At 55.4% G+C, this 16,784-nt stretch carries 6 protein-coding genes and 1 pseudogene; 4 read left to right on the top strand and 3 right to left on the bottom strand.

Annotated features, from left to right (window positions below; all coding sequences use genetic code 11):
• Positions 1-59: 59 nt before the first annotated feature.
• From ACKGJP_RS31970 to ACKGJP_RS31980, 3 genes are read left to right on the top strand one after another with little or no spacing between them, the layout of a single operon-like run.
• A complete protein-coding gene (locus ACKGJP_RS31970; protein ID WP_409342780.1) occupies positions 60-1,529 on the top strand; it encodes a spore germination protein in 1,470 nt (489 codons plus the stop codon).
• On the top strand, positions 1,526-2,602 hold the full coding sequence (locus tag ACKGJP_RS31975) for a GerAB/ArcD/ProY family transporter (RefSeq protein WP_409342781.1): 1,077 nt from the start codon (positions 1,526-1,528) through the stop codon (positions 2,600-2,602). Before ACKGJP_RS31970 ends, ACKGJP_RS31975 begins: the two co-directional genes overlap by 4 nt.
• Positions 2,599-3,708 carry a Ger(x)C family spore germination protein gene (locus ACKGJP_RS31980; protein WP_409342782.1) on the top strand — a complete coding sequence of 370 codons (1,110 nt, stop codon included), beginning with the start codon at positions 2,599-2,601 and terminating at the stop codon, positions 3,706-3,708. The genes ACKGJP_RS31975 and ACKGJP_RS31980 overlap by 4 nt, the downstream gene beginning before the upstream one ends.
• Positions 3,709-3,869: 161 nt before the next feature.
• On the opposite strand, the gene ACKGJP_RS31985 is transcribed toward ACKGJP_RS31980, so the two are convergent.
• A complete protein-coding gene (locus ACKGJP_RS31985) occupies positions 3,870-5,102 on the bottom strand; it encodes an aminopeptidase (RefSeq protein WP_409342783.1) in 1,233 nt (410 codons plus the stop codon).
• A gap of 511 nt (positions 5,103-5,613) precedes the next feature.
• On the opposite strand from ACKGJP_RS31985, the pseudogene ACKGJP_RS31990 reads away from it, so the two are divergent.
• Positions 5,614-5,688: pseudogene (locus ACKGJP_RS31990) on the top strand (LuxR C-terminal-related transcriptional regulator); the annotation flags it as partial.
• Positions 5,689-5,941: 253 nt separating this feature from the next.
• Here the strand turns inward: ACKGJP_RS31990 and ACKGJP_RS31995 are convergent.
• Both ACKGJP_RS31995 and ACKGJP_RS32000 read right to left on the bottom strand, forming a co-directional pair.
• A complete protein-coding gene (locus ACKGJP_RS31995) occupies positions 5,942-15,955 on the bottom strand; it encodes an Ig-like domain repeat protein (protein ID WP_409342784.1) in 10,014 nt (3,337 codons plus the stop codon).
• 296 nt (positions 15,956-16,251) lie between these two features.
• A complete protein-coding gene (locus tag ACKGJP_RS32000; RefSeq protein WP_409342785.1) occupies positions 16,252-16,776 on the bottom strand; it encodes a phage tail protein in 525 nt (174 codons plus the stop codon).
• Between the last annotated feature and the right edge of the window lie 8 nt (positions 16,777-16,784).

Genomic DNA, 16,784 nt, shown 5'->3' on the forward strand with positions numbered 1-16,784 from the left:
TCCGCTCCTTCCGCCGCGGCGCGGGATAAAGCGAACCGTTCCGGGGAACCTATGGACTGATGAAATATTATCCAACGATGAAGATGGTGCCGCCTTTGGATTGTATACCGGAAAGATCCGTTATCGAGCATGTCCTGCAATCGTTCGAGCATTGCGTCGATTTGAAGGAACGGGCGTTTCCGGAAAACGGCGTAAGGCTCGTTTACTTGGGGACGCTGACAGACGCCAAAAAACTGGCGGCCGATGTGATTCTCCCGTTTACAGAGCTCGCCGCGGACGAGGCAAGCGCTCATTTGCAGCGCCCTCCCTACGAGAAGCTTAATGCGCCTAAAGAAATTGTCGCCAAGATCGTGGAAGGCCACGCCGCCATCTTCCATCTGGGCGAAGCGTTCGCAGTCGACCTGTTCGGGCCCGAGCATCGCAGCATTCAAGATTCCAAAACCGAGTCCGTCATGAGCGGCCCGCATGAGGCGTTCGTGGAAACCCTCGATACGAATTTATCGCTGCTGCGCAGGCGCATCAAAACATCCTCTTTGAAAGTCATGCGGTTTGAAGTCGGCCGGATCTCGAAGACGGCCGGGTACATCGTGTACTTAGACGGAATCGCCAACGGAGAACTTCTGGGCGAACTGGTCAAGCGTGTAACCTCCGTGACCATCGACGGCATTCAAGATACGAACATGCTGATTCAAGTGATCGACGATCATCCGCATTCGGTCTTCCCTCAGTTTATTACGACCGAGCGGCCTGATGTAGCGGCTGCCAAGCTGCTGGAAGGCAAAATCGTCGGCATGCTCGACGGCAGTCCTTCCGCTTTTTGCGCACCCTCCGGTTTTTTTGAATTTTTTCAATCCCGGGACGATTACGGGCAACGATGGGTTTTGGCGACCGCTACCCGCATGATGCGTTATGCCGCCTTGATCGTTACCTTGATGTCGACGGCGCTCTATGTGGCGACAAGCACGTTCCATTATGAAATGCTGCCGGACGAGTTCTTAACGATCTTAACCAAATCAAGAAGCCAAGTCCCCTTTCCACCCCTGTACGAAGCGCTGATGCTGGAAATTACGATCGAGCTGCTGCGGGAAGCCGGGGCGCGATTGCCCAATAAGATCGGCCAGACGATCGGCATCGTCGGTGGGATCGTGATCGGACAAGCCGCGGTTTCCGCCGGCTTCACGAGCAACATTCTGGTCATCACGGTGGCGGCTTCCGCCATCGCTTCGTTCGTCGTGCCCAGCTATATGATGGCGGGTGCCATCCGCACGACCCGCTTCTCGTTCATTTTGCTTGCCGGTCTGCTCGGCAATTTCGGCATTATTTTCGCGTTGACGTTCCTCGTCAGCCATTTGTGCGGTTTAACGAATTTGGGATCGCCCTACATGTATCCGGTGGCCCCGATGAACCGCAAAGCGTGGAAGGAAACGCTTATTCGCGGCCCTTACCGGTTAGCCGGCAGCCGTAAACCGCCGCCATCCTCAGCCCAAAGCGAGGAGGGAGAAAAGCAGGGAGGACAGAAAAGCCGATGAAGGAAAAGCTGAATACGATGCAGCTCACCATTTTTATCTACATGATCCAATCCGGCGTGATCATCTTCTCGCTGCCGCGGCTGGCTGCCGAAGGCTACGGGACGAACGGCTGGATATGCGTGCCGCTCTTTTCCTTCATCGTGATGGCGAATTTGCTGCTGATTTACGGGGTTTACCGTCTCGGCAAGGGGCAGTCGATCTTCGTCATTCTGGAGGAGCGCCTGCCGCAAAAGCTGCTGTTCCCCGTTTACTCGGTATTGGCGGCGTTCTGGGCCGTACTGGGCGCAATAGTGGCCAAGCAGTACGTCATGATGCTCAAAAGCACCTCGCTGCCGAAGACGTCCACCACGCTGCTGCTGCTGTTCATCATCGCCCTAAGCGTGCATCTGCTGTCCAAAGGAATTTACAGCATCGTCAAAGCGGGGAGCCTTTTTTTCTTTCTTTCCATTTGGACGGTGTTGCTATGGATGTTCAATCTCTTCGAAATCGATCTGATCCGGCTTACCCCGTTTATTTTCAAGGGCGGCCACGACACGTTCCAAAGAAGTCTCCAAATTTATAGCGCCTTTCTTGGCTACGAGCTGTGCATGTTTTTTTTCCCTTATGTCGATCGGAAACAAAAGCTGTTCAGAGCTTTTTTTGCAGGCAATCTCATCACGACTTTCATCTACACGTCCGTCTCGTTCATCTCCTTCGGTTTCTTTAGTTTGCATCAGGTGCTTTCCTTGTCCTACCCGACCATTTATTTATTCGGCTACCTCCAGTCCCCGTTCTTGGAGAGAGTGGATATTTTGCTGTTCAGCTTCTTTTTCCCCAAAACGCTGATCACCATCGTCATGTACTATTGGGCGGCTCAAGAGACGCTTCGCAGAATGCTTCCCGGCCAAAAACCGAATGTGCTCGCGATCGGCATTGCCGTAGCCAGCTTAGCGGTCTCTTTCATCCCCTCCATCATGCGGGAGGTTCTCGACTGGCTGTCGCTGCTGTCGAATATCGAAACGCTGATCAGCTTCGGGCTGCCCCTGCTGTTGATCGCTCTGCTCGTCCTCCGAAAGAAGCAGGTGAAAGCATGAACAAACGGTATCGCTTGTCCGTAAGCATAGTCGGCGTGCTTTTTCTCCTGACGGGGTGCACGGCCGACCAGCGCGTTATCGGCAAAATCGGACTGGTCAATACGATCGGGTATGATGCGGTGAGCGGAGAAAACGGCCATCGGAAGCTTCAGGCGACTATTTTTGTCCCCAAAATTTCAGACGCCAAAAAAAATCAAGTCCTTACCGCAACCGCCAAAAGCACGAGAGACGCGATGTTCGCCTTTACGCGCAAAACGGACGACATTCTCGAAATGGGGCAAATCCGCAATGTGCTTTTCGGCATCGATTTCGCCAAGCAGGGCATCGACGACATGCTGCTGAATCTGAGCAACACCCCTACGGTAGGCGCCCGTGTCAAGGTCATTATCGTTGCCGGAACGGCGCAGGAGGTCATCGGCCATTCGTTCAAGGAATATCCGGATGCCGGGCAGTACATTACAAGGCTGCTCAAAAAAGAGTTCGAAACGACCGATCTTCCGGAGACCAACATTTGTTCGTTCAGACGGGATATGTACGATGACGGGATGGACGCTATAGCCCCGATCATCAAGCTTGGCAAAGACGAGCTCATTATCGACGGCGTCGCTTTGTTCGACGAGGACAGGTATATGGCCAAGCTGAATCCCGAGCAGGCGTCCTTCCTCTACTTGCTTAACGGAAAGCTGTCGCGGGGCGAGCTGAGGTTAACGCTCCCAAGCGGCGACTTCGTGAGTCTCGGCAATATCGACAATCGCCGTAAAGTCACAGTCAATCTCGACGACCCCGAGCATTTTCGGGCTGATGTGTCGATAACGGTTGCAGGAGAAATCGGGGATTTTCCCGTAGGCGCAAGTCCCGGCGCTAAACAAACGCAGCTGCAGTTCGAGCAAGCGATTGCCGAACAAATCGAAAGGGAGGCCCATAAGGTGATCAAGCTTGTGCAATCGCACCGGGTCGACAGCATCGGCATAGGCCACTACGTTCGCAATAAGATGAGCTACGGCCGATGGACAAAGCTTGACTGGGGCCGCCGATATGCGGAGATGAAAATTTCCTGCCATGTCAAAGTAAAAATCAAAAGCGTGGAGCGGATCATGAAAGGATGACGGATGAGCGGGGCCGGATGACGCATCATTCCATGCTCTCATCATGCTTTATTTGCCCCCAGAAGACTCTCAGAAGCCGATAACGACCGGTTTTGACGCTGCAGCAAAAAAAGGCGGATACCCTGCGCATGAAGCGCAAGCGTACCCGCTTTTCGTTCGGTTCAGATCGCCCAGTTCCCTTTGCGGAATACCGGTTCGGACGAGCCGTCCTTATGAATGCCGTCGATATCCATTTCGGCGGAGCCGATCATGAAGTCGACGTGCGTGATGCTGCTGTTGACGCCGTTCTCTACGAGCTCCTCGGGCGACATCGTTTTGCCGCCTTCCACGTTGAACGCGTAGCCGCTGCCGATCGCCAGATGGTTCGAGGCATTTTCGTCAAACAGCGTATTGTAGAACAAGATGTTCGACTGCGAAATCGGGGACTCGTGCGGCACGAGCGCAACCTCGCCCAAATAATGCGAGCCTTCGTCCGTATCGACAAGACGCTGCAAAATTTCTTGCCCCTGCTCGGCCTCCACCTTTACGATGCGTCCGTTTTCGAACGTAATCCGGAAGTTGTCGATGATGTTGCCTCCGTAGCTGAGCGGCTTCGTGCTGGACACATAGCCGTTGACCCCGTTCCGGAAAGGAACCGTGAACACTTCCTCCGTCGGCATGTTCGCCATGAACGGAACATCGTTGACGTTCGTGCTTCCCGCCCCTACCCAGAGGTGCTTCTCCGGCAGTTCGATCGTCAGGTCCGTACCTGGAGCCGTGTAATGAAGCTTGTGGAAATGCTTGCCGTTCAAAATGTCGACTTTCTTATGTAGTGTCGCGTTATGCTGCTCCCATGCTTGAACCGGATTGTCCGTATTGAGGCGAACCGATTCGAAAATGGCGGTCCACAGCTTTTCTACGGCGCTTTCCTCGCTGTCCTGCGGGAATACCTTCGTCGCCCAGCCTTTCGTCGAAGCCGCGACGACCGTCCAGCTCACTTTGTCGGATTGAACCGCTCTCCGGTATTTCTCGAGCGCTTGGCCGGATGCCTTCTGAAAATTGCCGATCCGCTGTGGATCGATGCCCTTGAGCAAGTCCGGGTTCGGGGATACGATGGCGATGAACGCCGCGCCTGCGTCGACGAACGAATTTCGTTTGGCCGCTTCCCATTCCGGGAACTGCGTGAAGATTTCGTCCGCCGCTTTCTCATACTTCAAGCGCGACAGCCCTTCGTCCGTCCAGTCTACGTGGACGTTGCTCGCGCCCGCCTCATACGATTTGCCTGCCACAAGACGCACAAGAGGAGCCATTTCGATCGAGCCGGTCACATACACCTGCTGCCCTTGCTGAACGTTGACGCCCACTTTGACGATCAGCTCGGCATATTGCTCTAATTTCTGTTCAAAAGTAGTCATGTTTGAGTCTCCTTGTACATTTTAGTTTGCTCTTCTATTGAGGCTGTCGATTGACTGGGGTTCTACAAGCTTGAGAACAGATATAACGGATTTTTTCGGTCGTTATTTGTCTTCAAATATGCAGCTATCCGTCCATTTTAGACGTTTCGATAAAAATAACACCATAAAAATCCGCTATTTCTCTGAAAATCTTTAACCTTTTATATCCGTTAGGCCCAGATTGATCCGGTAATCGCCCTCCTACCCTTCGCCAACCTTGTTACCAATGAATCAACACTCTCCTATTGTAACCTATTTCGGCAGCGGGACAAAAATGCCCCTCCAAACGTGCTCCGGTATGCCACAATCGAAATGCGAATATACATTCGCAAAAGGGCGGCGATTGCATTTCCTCTCCCTTCGAACCTCTGCATCCGCTATGATCGAACCGTTAAGCCCTCGCGGGCTTCAAATTATACATTTGATCAAGAAGGGGGCAGCAAACAAACAAATTGCCTAGGAACTAAAGCTTACGGAAGGCACCGTTAAGGTTTACTTATCACGCATTTACAGAAAGCTCGGCGTCTCCTCGCGATCGCAGCCGTGAGCGAGTGGCAGGAACTGGAGCTGATATAAGGATAAATATTCATTGACCCTTCGGGTCACAGGCTATGATGAAAATTGGTCCGAACTATCTGGATCGTATGAAAGAACATCACCGTAAACGGAAAAAACCTAAATTCTTCGCTTCCTGGAAGCATCGGGATATTCCATAAGCCCTTGGCCTTACCGTACGGGAAGCTCAAGGGCTTTTTGGGGGAAGAAAAAAGTCAGAGGATTTCTCCCCTGACTTAACGGCTTTACGTACGATCGAAACCAAGATAATCCAGTAAATTGCTCATCATCGTAACGGTTTCCGCACGGTTCGCGAACCCGTGTGGACGGAACGAACCATCCTCGTAGCCATCGATCAAACCGTTCCGGCTGGCCTCAACAATCGCATCTTGGGCGAAGCTGCCGATTTGATCCTTGTCCGTAAAAACGTCTTTCGGCTGATCGCCGTTATTTCTTGGACTACTTCCGGATTTCACGTACGCCATGGCCCTGCTTAGAAGAATCGTCGCTTCTTCGCGAGTGATCTGCTTATCCCCGCGGAACGTCCCATCCTCGTAGCCGGATATGATTCCGGCGCTCACCATCGCACGGACATATCCAGCAAACCAGTTGTCCTTGCCGACATCGGTGAATCCGAGGTTCGTTGGAGAAGCGTCCGCTTGCATTCCGAGCGCTCTTGCGAGTATTGCGGAAAACTCGGCACGCGTCACGTTACCCGCCGGGCGGAAGCTATTATCGGGATAACCTGCGACAGCCATTTTATTAGCCATTCGTTGAATGATGGCTCTCGCCCAAGAGTCCTCAATGTCCATAAATTTGGCGGTATGCTTCACAACGGCGAACGTCCCGTTACGATCCGCATGCAAGACAACCACCTTCTTGCCATCCACCTCTTTTACTTCCGATGGGACGGGGTACACCTTGCCATCCTCACCTACCGCCACGCCGACCGCCTCATTCGGATCGACGGAATCCGGGAGCTCGAAAGCCAGCTTGTAGTAGTTGCCGTTGAAATGATTAAAGTCCACCGTTTTGCCTTGAGCGGAAACACTCATGGATATTTGGACGGGTTTCACTACGGCGTTTGGTACAACGGCATCCTTTTTCTCCTTAATCTCAATCGACAGGCTCGCTCTTTCCGCTTGTTCAACCGGAATGCCGAGCAAGCTGGCGATCGCTTGCGGAACGGACAGCTTTAGCGGAAGCTCAAAGCCGGCGCCTTTCACCTGTAACCCAATCCTGTTATTCGGGTTGTTCGACCCGATCTTCCCGACTATGGAGGCACTAAGCTCTACCCGAGCGTTTCCTGCAGGAACAGGTACGATGTATATCTGAGGCGCTCGGGTTTCTTTTAACTGCTTCGCCAAATCTTCCTCGGAAACTTTAACAGTCTGTGTTCCGTCGGATTGACTTACGGTTACGCCGATAAGCGTCAAACCGATCGTCGAATTGGCTGATGGAACAATCCAGTTGATGTCCGGAGCTTCGCCGTCTTTTCCTCCGTTGTCGTTATTACTGCCGTTACCGCTTCCGTTTCCTGTGTTGCTATTGCCGTTACCATTGCCGTTTCCTGTGTTGCTATTGCCGTTACCATTGCCGTTGCCGTTGCCGTTGCCGTTGCCATTATCCCGCTCTCTGGTTATGGTCAATACGTATTCACGAACGGTTTTCCTGTCAGGCGCCGTTACGACAATTCGAATCGGATCGTTTTTCCCGGCATCCAGAAGCAATTCGGCGGCCGCAGCCCCCATGCTCGATTCCAGGTTTCCGATTTTGACCGAGGCCAGCGTCTCCGCGGCTTCAGCCTTTATCTGCAGATTTCTGACGTTAACGCCGACTATGATGTCATAATGCGGTTTATTCGGATCGAACGCCAAACTGCCTTCCGATAACGTAAGCTTGGAGAGAGCGGCATTGTTGTTTGGCTTTTTAACAACCGTAATCTTAACCTTCGCTGTCATGCCTCCGAATTGTACCGTAATTTCAGTATTCCCTTCCCCTACGGCTTTCACAACACCGCCCAAGTCGACTGTCGCGACGGCTGGATTGGAAGACGAATACATGGACAGCTGTGTTACGTTCCGCCGCTCCGTCGATCCGTAAACGGCCGTTGCAACCGTTTCATGAGTTTCGTCAACGGTTAAAGTATAAGCTGTCGAGTCCAATAACAATGCTGATAATGGGTCATACACGTATACCGTTTCGCTCGAGGCGTTTCCTTCAAACAACAGCCCGCCCATGTATTCAGCTGTAATCGTGTACGTGCCGAGAGGCAAATGCTCGATCGTAACAGAAGCATTGCCTGCCCCGTCCATCTGCAAGGTGCCGAGAGGTCCCTTGTCGCTCGACAATTCAATCGATCCGCTAGGTATACCTGCACCCGGAGCGATTACTTTCACCGATGCCGTTACTATGAAAGGTTCTCCATAGGCAACCTGTGTTACGGTTTGCATAGAAGTTTCCGTCTTCGCTTTGCCGACCCGGAGGAGCAAAGGCGATGATGTGCTTGCAAAGTTGCTAGAATCGCCGGAATATTCCGCTATGAAGGTATACGTTCCCGGAAGCAAGGATTCTAGGGCGAAAACTGCCTCACCGTCATCGTTCAAACTAGTGGTCCCCAGATTCGAAACACCATTTGTAATCATAATCTCTCCTGTAGGCGTATCATCTGAATCCACCTTGGCAGTTAAGATTATCGGCTGACCGTATACGGCATCGGAAACTGCCGAGCTTTTCAACGAGACCGATGTCGTATGCTGAACGATCGTTATGACGAATGCAGGAGAAACGCTTCCCTTAAAGGAATCCCCGCCGTCAAACTGGGCAATAATCGAGTGCTGACCGATCGGCAGCGACGATATAGTAAAAATGGCTTGCCCGCTGCCGTTCACGCTGCTCTTTGCGCCAATGACCGTTCCGTTTTCTGTAAGCACAACTTCACCGATTAGGATCCCGCTCTCGGGAGTCGTAGCCGTAACGGAAGCAGTCAGCACGATTTCTTTACCATAAACGGCTGTCGTTACCGAGCCTGCCAGCGAAATTGTCGTTTCGGCTTGATTGACCGTCTGCGCAAGCATGCCCGACGCAGCCGCGGTGAAATTCCCGTCACCGCCGTATTCCGCCGTCACGCTATGCGCGCCTACTCCTAAGGAGGAAGTCGTGAACGTCGAAACGCCGATCGCGTTCAACGTCCCCGTTCCCAAGGCAACGGTTCCGTCTTTGAACGTCACCGTGCCCGCCGGTATTCCGCTGCCCGGAGCTATCGCCTCTACGGTCGCCGTGAACGTAATGGACTCACCGTAAGCGCTAGTTGACTTCGAGCTTGCCAGCGATGCTGCCGTACCGGCTTTATTGACTGTAACGGATGCCGATGCCGCAGACGAGCTGCCGGAATAGTTTGCATCGGCCCCGTACACCGCCGTTACGCTATGCGTGCCGACTTCCAGCGCGGAGGTCACGAACGTTGCAACACCGCTGCCGTTCAACGTCCCCGAACCAAGCTCCTTCGTACCGTTCATAAACTTCACCGTGCCCGTCGGCACTCCGCTTCCCGGAGCTGCTACCGTTACGGTCGCCGTGAATGTAACGGACTGGCCGCTTACCGTCGAACTCAAGGAGCTCGTCATGGCTGTTGCGGTCGCTGCCGCTTCCACCGTCTGTGTATGCGCAGCCGATGTGCTGCCGGTGAAATCGTTGTCCCCGGCGTATACCACGGTCAGACTGTTAGCACCGACATGTAGTGCGGAAATCGTGAGCGAGGCTGTGCCGTTTCCGTCCAACGCACCCGTGCCTAAGTCGGTCGCACCGTCTTTGAACGTTACCGTCCCTGTCGGCGTACCCGGTGCCGGCGAAATGCCCGATACGGTCGCCGTGATCGTCACCGGCTCGCCGTACTTGCTCGGGTTTGACGAGGTTGTTACCGTCGTCGTCGTTGCGCCTTTGTTTACCGTCTGCGCGAGTGCGCCCGATGCGCTTGTGACGTAGTTGCCATCTCCGCTATATACCGCGCTTATGCTGTGTACACCTGCGCTCAGCGTCGTTACGGACAAAGTCGCTGTGCCGCTTCCGTCCACCGGCTCCGTGCCCAACACCGTCGCACCATCCTTGAACGTCACGGTGCCCGCCGGCACAGCGCTTCCTTGCGTTGCCCCCGTCACCGTCGCCGTGAAAGCGACCGGTTCTGCGTTGCCGCTCGGATTGGAAGAGCTGGCGAGCGTTACCGACGTTACGGCCGGATCGACCGTCTGCGTATACGCACCGGAGATGACGGAGGTATAATTGCCGTCGCTAGCGTACACCGCCGTCACACTATGCGTACCTACTCCCAAGGACGAAGTCGTGAACGTCGCAACGCCGTTATTCAGCGTTGCCATGCCCAACACCGTCACGCCATCCTTGAACGTCACGGTGCCCGTCGGCGTTCCGCTTCCAGGGGCTACTGCTCCCACAGTCGCTGAGAGCGTCACCGGCTCGCCGTACTTGCTCGGGTTTGCCGAACTCGTTACCGTAGCTGTTGTCGCTGCCTCATTGACTGTCTGCGCAACCGGCGACGATGTGCTTGGCGTGAAATGGCTGTCGCCTGCGTACTCCACCGTCACGCTGTGGGCCCCAACCGCCAAGGACGATGTCGTGAACGTCGCGACTCCGCTGCCGTTGAGCGTCCCCGTCCCAAGCTCCGCTGCACCGTCCATTAACTTCACCGTACCCGTCGGCGTTCCGCTGCCCGGAGCCGCTGCCGATACCGTCGTCGTGAACATGACGGACTCTCCGTAAACGCTAGTTGACTTCGAGCTCGCCAGTGATGCTGCCGTACCGGCTTTATTGACTGTAACGGATGCCGATGCCGCAGACGAGCTACCGGAATAGTTTGCATCGGCCCCGTACACCGCCGTTACGCTATGCGTCCCGACTTCCAGCGCGGAGGTCGTGAACGTTGCAACACCGCTGCCGTTCAACGTCCCCGAACCAAGCTCCTTCGTACCGTTCATAAACTTCACCGTGCCTGTCGGCACTCCGCTTCCCGGAGCTGCTACCGTTACGGTCGCCGTGAATGTGACGGACTGGCCGCTTACCGTCGAACTCAAGGAGCTCGTCACAGCTGTTGCGGTCGCTGCCGCTTCCACCGTCTGCGTATGCGCAGCCGATGTGCTGCCGGTGAAATCATTGTCCCCGGCATATACCGCGGTCAGACTGTTCGCACCGAATTGCAGTGCGGAGGTCGTGAGCGAGGCTGTGCCACTTCCGTCCAACGTACCCGTGCCTAAGTCGGTCGTTCCGTTTTTGAACGTTACCGTGCCTGTCGGCGTACCCGGTGCCGGCGAAATGCCCGATACGGTCGCTGTGATCGTTACCGGCTCGCCGTACTCGCTCGGGTTCGGCGTGGTTATTACGGTCGTTGTCGTTGCGCCTTTGTTTACCGTCTGCGCGAGTGTGCCCGATGCGCTTGTGACGTAGTTGCCATCTCCGCTATATACCGCGCTTATGCTGTGTACACCTGCGCTCAGCGTCGTTACAGACAAAGTCGCTGTGCCGCTTCCGTCCACCAGCTCCGTGCCCAACACCGTCGCACCATCCTTGAACGTTACGGTGCCCGCCGGCGCAGCGCTTCCTTGCGTTACCCCCGTCACTGTCGCCGTGAAAGCGACCGACTCGCCGCTGCCGCTCGGATTCAGCGAGCTCGCGAGCGTTACGGACGTTACCGCCGGATTGACCGTCTGCGCATGTACGCTCGATGTGCTTAATGCGAAACGGCCATCACCCGCGTATTCCGCTGTCACGCTATGTGCGCCGACTCCCAAGGACGAAGTCGTGAACGTCGCAACGCCGTTATTCAGCGTTGCCATGCCCAGCAACGTTGCGCCATCCTTGAACGTCACGGTGCCCGTCGGCGTTCCGCTTCCAGGGGCTACTGCTCCCACAGTCGCCGTGAGCGTCACCGGCTCGCCGTACTTGCTCGGGTTTGCCGAACTCGTTACCGTAGCTGTTGTCGCTGCCTCATTGACTGTCTGCGTAACCGGCGACGATGTGCTTGACGCGAAATGGCTATCGCCCGCGTACTTCACCGTCACATTGTGAGTACCAACCGCCAAGGACGATGTCGTGAACGTCGCGACGCCGCTGCCGCTCAGCGTCCCCGTCCCGAGCTCCGTCGTGCCGTCCATAAACTTCACCGTACCGGTCGGCGTTCCGCTGCCCGGAGCTGTTGCCGATACCGTAGCCGTGAATGTGACGGACTCTCCGTAAACGCTAGTTGGCTTCGAGCTTGCCAGCGATGCTGCCGTACCGGCTTTATTGACTGTAACGGATGCCGATGCCGCTGACGCGCTGCCGGAATAGTTTGCATCGGCCCCGTACACCGCCGTTACGCTATGCGTCCCGACTTCCAGCGCCGATGTCGCGAATGTCGCGACACCGCTGCCATTAAGCGTTCCCGAACCAAGCTCCGCCCCGCCGTTCATAAACTTCACCGTGCCTGTCGGCACTCCGCTTCCCGGAGCTGCTGCAGATACGGTCGCCGTGAACGTAACGGACTGGCCGCTTACCGTCGAGCTCAAGGAGCTCGACACAATCGTCGCGGTCGCTGCCGCTTCCACTGTCTGCTTATGCGCAACCGACGTGCTGCTGGTGAAATCGTTGTTGCCGGCGTATACCGCGGTCAGATTGTTCGCACCGACTTGTAGTGCCGAGGTCGTGAGCGAGGCTGTACCGCTTCCGCCCAACGTACCTATTCCTAAGACGGTCGTTCCGTCTTTGAATGTTACACTGCCTGTCGGCGTACCTGGTGCCGGTGAAATTCCCGATACGGTCGCCGTAATCGTCACCGGCTCGCCGTACTTGCTCGGGTTCGGCGTGGTTATTACGGTCGTTGTCGTCGAACCTTTGTTTACCGTCTGCGCGAGTGCACTCGATGCGGCATCCGCATAGTTCGGGTCTCCGCTATATACGGCGGTTATGTTATGTGCGCCAACGCTTAGAGTAGAAATGGACAAAGTCGCTGTACCGCCCGCATTCAATGCCACTACTCCTAACACGGTCGTTCCTTCCTTGAATTTCACCGTAGCTGTCGGCGCTTCGCTGCCTTGCGTTGCCGCCATTACCGTGGCCGTAAAGCTGACCGACTCGCCGCTGCCGCTCGGATTCAGCGAGCTCGCGAGCGTTACGGACGTTACCGCCGGATTGACCGTCTGCGCATGTACGCCCGATGTGCTTAATGCGAAACGGCCATCACCCGCGTATTCCGCTGTCACGCTGTGTGAGCCGACTCCCAAGGACGAAGTTGTGAACGTCGTAACGCCGCTATTCAGCGTTGCCGTGCCCAACACCGTCACGCCATCCTTGAACGTCACGGTGCCCGTCGGCGTTCCGCTTCCAGGGGCTACTGCTCCCACAGTCGCCGAGAGCGTCACCGGCTCGCCGTACTTGCTCGGGTTCGCCAAACTCGTTACCGCTACCGTTGTCGCTGCCTCATTGACTGTCTGTGCAACCGGCGACGATGTGCTTGACGCGAAATGGCTATCGCCCGCGTACTTCACCGTCACATTGTGAGTACCAACCGCCAAGGACGATGTCGTGAACGTCGCGACTCCGCTGCCGCTGCCGCTCAGTGTCCCCGTCCCGAGCTCCGTCGTGCCGTCCATAAACTTCACCGTACCGGTCGGCGTTCCGCTGCCCGGAGCAGCTGCCGATACCGTAGCCGTGAATGTGACGGACTCTCCGTATTGGCTCGGGTTGACCGAACTCGTCACAGCTGTCGTCGTTACCGCCTTATTAACCGTGTGCGAAAGCTGCAACGATGCGCTGCCGATGAAATTCCCATCGCTTCCATAGACCACCGTCACGTTGTACGTCCCGACTTCCAAGGCCGATGTCGCGAATGTTGCGACGCCGCTGCCGTTCAGTGTTCCCGACCCGAGCTCCACCCCGCCGTTCATAAACTTCACCGTGCCTGTCGGCACTCCGCTTCCCGGAGCTGCTGTAGATACGGTCGCCGTGAACGTGACCGATTCGCCGTATTGGCTCGGGCTCGGTGAACTCGATACCGATGCCGTGGTCGAAGCCTTGCCGACAGTCAAACTTTGTGCCGATGAATCGCTTGCCGCTTTGTCCGCTTCCCCGCTGTAGTGCCCGGTTATCCAGTGCGCACCGACAGCAAGCGTCGTCACAGCAAGCGTCGCTTTGCCGCTTCCGTCGACGGTCGCTGTACCGAGCTCGCTTGCGCCGTCTTTAAACGTTACGGTACCCGCGGGAGTTCCCGTTCCCGGCGGCAGCACGGTAACCGATGCGGTGAGCGTCACCATCTGTCCATAAACGGGCGAACTGGAAGAAATAGCGATCGTTGTCTCTGTCGCATTCTTATCGATCGTTGTAGGGTCCGTAGCCGTATTGTTTGCGCTGTTCGTATCCCCGCCACCGGAAACGGCAGCCGCATTGGTTAAGCTAGATGGCGCATTTGGTGCCACATCCACTGTTACCGTAATAGGCGGGTAGCTTGCTCCCGGACTTAATCCATCCGAACGGGAACAGCTTGTACTTGCAAGCGTACAGGTCCACCCGGTTCCGCTCATGGAGACCGCCGTTAACCCGGCAGGAATCGTCTCATTAACGGTAACCGTCCCGCTCGTTGCGGCCGCCCCTTTGTTCGTCACCTGCAGGGTATAAACCGCTCCGGTTTGTCCTGCACGGAAATTACCCGTATGCGATTTGGCAATTCCCAGATCCGGTTTAGGGACGATTGTCAACTGAAACGTATCCGACATCGTTAGCACCTTGCCGCCCACCGTACTGGAAACCGTTACGGTAACGGTAACCGTTCCACTTTTGCCGGCAGCCGGCGTTATGCTTAACGTCCGGGCTTCTCCCGTCCCTGCAACCTGCATATTGGCCGACGGCACGATTGATGGATCGTTTGCTGTCGCGACTACCGTTAGAGTCCCCGAACTTGCATCGCCAACGCGGAAATTGACTGCTGCCGTGCTGCCGCTATCCATCGTTTGATCCGGGATGTCCGAAATCGTCGGATGTGCTTCATAGGCGCCGATATCGATTGTCTTTGTCGTATCCGCGTCTGCGGAATCCGCAAGCCTGACGAACCCCGTCCCGCGTTGATCATAACCGCCGCCGGGCGCCAAAGCGGAATTGCCTGCTTCGATCGCCGGGCTGCCGAACAGCAGCGCATGGGTTTTCGTCGGACCGCCGTTGTCGGCAAGCGGTCCAAGCTTCGGGTCGGATACTCCGACCTGGTTGCCGTTTGTGCCTCCGTTCAACCCTCCGGAAGCGAGTGATGTTCCGATCAAATTATTTTGACTGGTTCCGGCATTCATACTTCCTTCAATATCACTTAGCAAGGAACTATTTGTATTGCCGGCTACGATTGTATTGTATAAGGCAGGATTCGCCCCGTAAGCGACGTAAATGCCTCCCCCGTTGTATATGCCTGCAAATGACGTACTCGACACGTTGTTGTAGATGGTTGCGTTTCGAATGACGTTGGCATTCGCAAGCGCCGACTCCAAATACAAGCCACCTCCGTTACGGGCACTCTTGTTTCCGCTAGCGGTAGAGTTCTCCAGTGTCAGTGGCGAACCAGTGTGAATCCCTCCTCCGCCAAGATTCGCGATATTCGCCGAGATGGTGCTGCCCGCAATTTTACGGGAGCCAATTCCTACTGAAGCGATGCCACCGCCATATGCCGTTCTCGACTGATTGTCGTCGATCGTCGACGAGATCATCTCGAAGGACGCATCTCCGTCTATATACAGTCCGCCGCCTCGTTTTTCGGAAACGTTTTTCTCGATGACGCTTTTCTCGACTTTGATCGTCGCCCCGGACTTACCCGATAGCAGCAGGCCCCCGCCACCGTCCCCCGATCCGTTGTCGTTTTCGCTGACGATCGTATTGTAGAGCGTGAAGCTACGGTTGCCCGGATCGGCGGCAATGCCCGCCCCTCCGTAGACGGCGGCTCCGGTTAGCTTTCCGTACCTGATCCAGACCGATTTGATCGCCACGTCAATGTTTAAGGAAAGGTCAGGATTGATGTCAAAAACCCGGTCGATCCCGACTCCCCGGGAACTGCCGGCCTGAATGATCGTGCTTCTGGGATCTCCGTCCGGATTTCCGTTATTGCCGATGATCGTGATGCTGCTGAGAATGTCGAGATCTCCGGTGGCAGCCATATCTTCCGACGCTCCCCCAAGCGATAGCGTGTATGTATCGGTTGGAAGAATGATCGTATGAGGCCCGGGAGTCTTATTCGCCTCCATAATAGCCGCCCTTAGCGTACATTTATTCGAATTATCCTCGCATTTGCCGTCGCCGGGAGTTTTATCGGCACTATCGAAATTTGAATTGACAAAGAAATCCGCCGCCAGGGCTTGTCCCCCCGGCAACGCTGCAAACAACAATCCTGCCAGCACCCCGGCTATTGCCCATCTGACCGAAGAAATCGGTAACGTCCCAATCATCCGTTCCGCCAGTTGCCCTAAGGCACTTCTCCACGTGTTTCTCATAATTTCTCCCCGAAAGATAGATTTCAGCAATCGCCCCTTATTCTGGAGGTTTATTGTCTCGGTGGGTAAATGCCGTCAATGCAAATAATAAAATGCAAAGCAAGGTAAGGCTGCATGTTATTGTGGGGCTGACTGCCTCCTGCCGCCCCAATTGCCTCCGCGTGCATGTTGACATTTGGCGGTTCGTTAACGTACGCGGGAGTCCCGCGGCGGCCGGCCGTTTTGGACCAAACGGCATTAGCCGGGCTGCTTTGGGCAGATTTGCTTGCCGCCTTCACTTGATGGGAATGCAGCGGCATCTCGTTCGTAATCAAAGTCACACTGTCGGAACCGCCTGCTGCACCTACGATTCTAGGCGTAAGTCCCTGTCCAGCCCCTTGATGCATGGGGACGCACCCCATCATATTGGGAAGAGCAAAATTTGTTGTCCCGTTGCCGCCGTATCGAGTTCCAAGTACTGAAAATAATGCGGGGTAGTTAGAAACAGGCATCAGTTGCCCGTTGCAGAATGCCCAGCCATTTGGAGCATAATTGCCTGCAAATATACGAATTTCTCCAGTGTATGGATCTGCCATACTTATTC

The organism is Paenibacillus litoralis, from assembly GCF_046244365.1.
Taxonomy (GTDB): Bacteria; Bacillota; Bacilli; order Paenibacillales; family NBRC-103111; genus Paenibacillus_V.

Bases quoted from the DNA above. Each gene is read 5' to 3' on its own strand.
- ACKGJP_RS31970 (WP_409342780.1), top strand. From the start codon at position 60: ATGAAATATTATCCAACGATGAAGATGGTGCCGCCTTTGGATTGTATA.
- ACKGJP_RS31975 (WP_409342781.1), top strand. From the start codon at position 1,526: ATGAAGGAAAAGCTGAATACGATGCAGCTCACCATTTTTATCTACATG.
- ACKGJP_RS31980 (WP_409342782.1), top strand. From the start codon at position 2,599: ATGAACAAACGGTATCGCTTGTCCGTAAGCATAGTCGGCGTGCTTTTT.
- ACKGJP_RS31995 (WP_409342784.1), bottom strand. From the start codon at position 15,955: ATGGAGGCGAATAAGACTCCCGGGCCTCATACGATCATTCTTCCAACC.
- ACKGJP_RS31985 (WP_409342783.1), bottom strand. From the start codon at position 5,102: ATGACTACTTTTGAACAGAAATTAGAGCAATATGCCGAGCTGATCGTC.
- ACKGJP_RS32000 (WP_409342785.1), bottom strand. From the start codon at position 16,776: ATGGCAGATCCATACACTGGAGAAATTCGTATATTTGCAGGCAATTAT.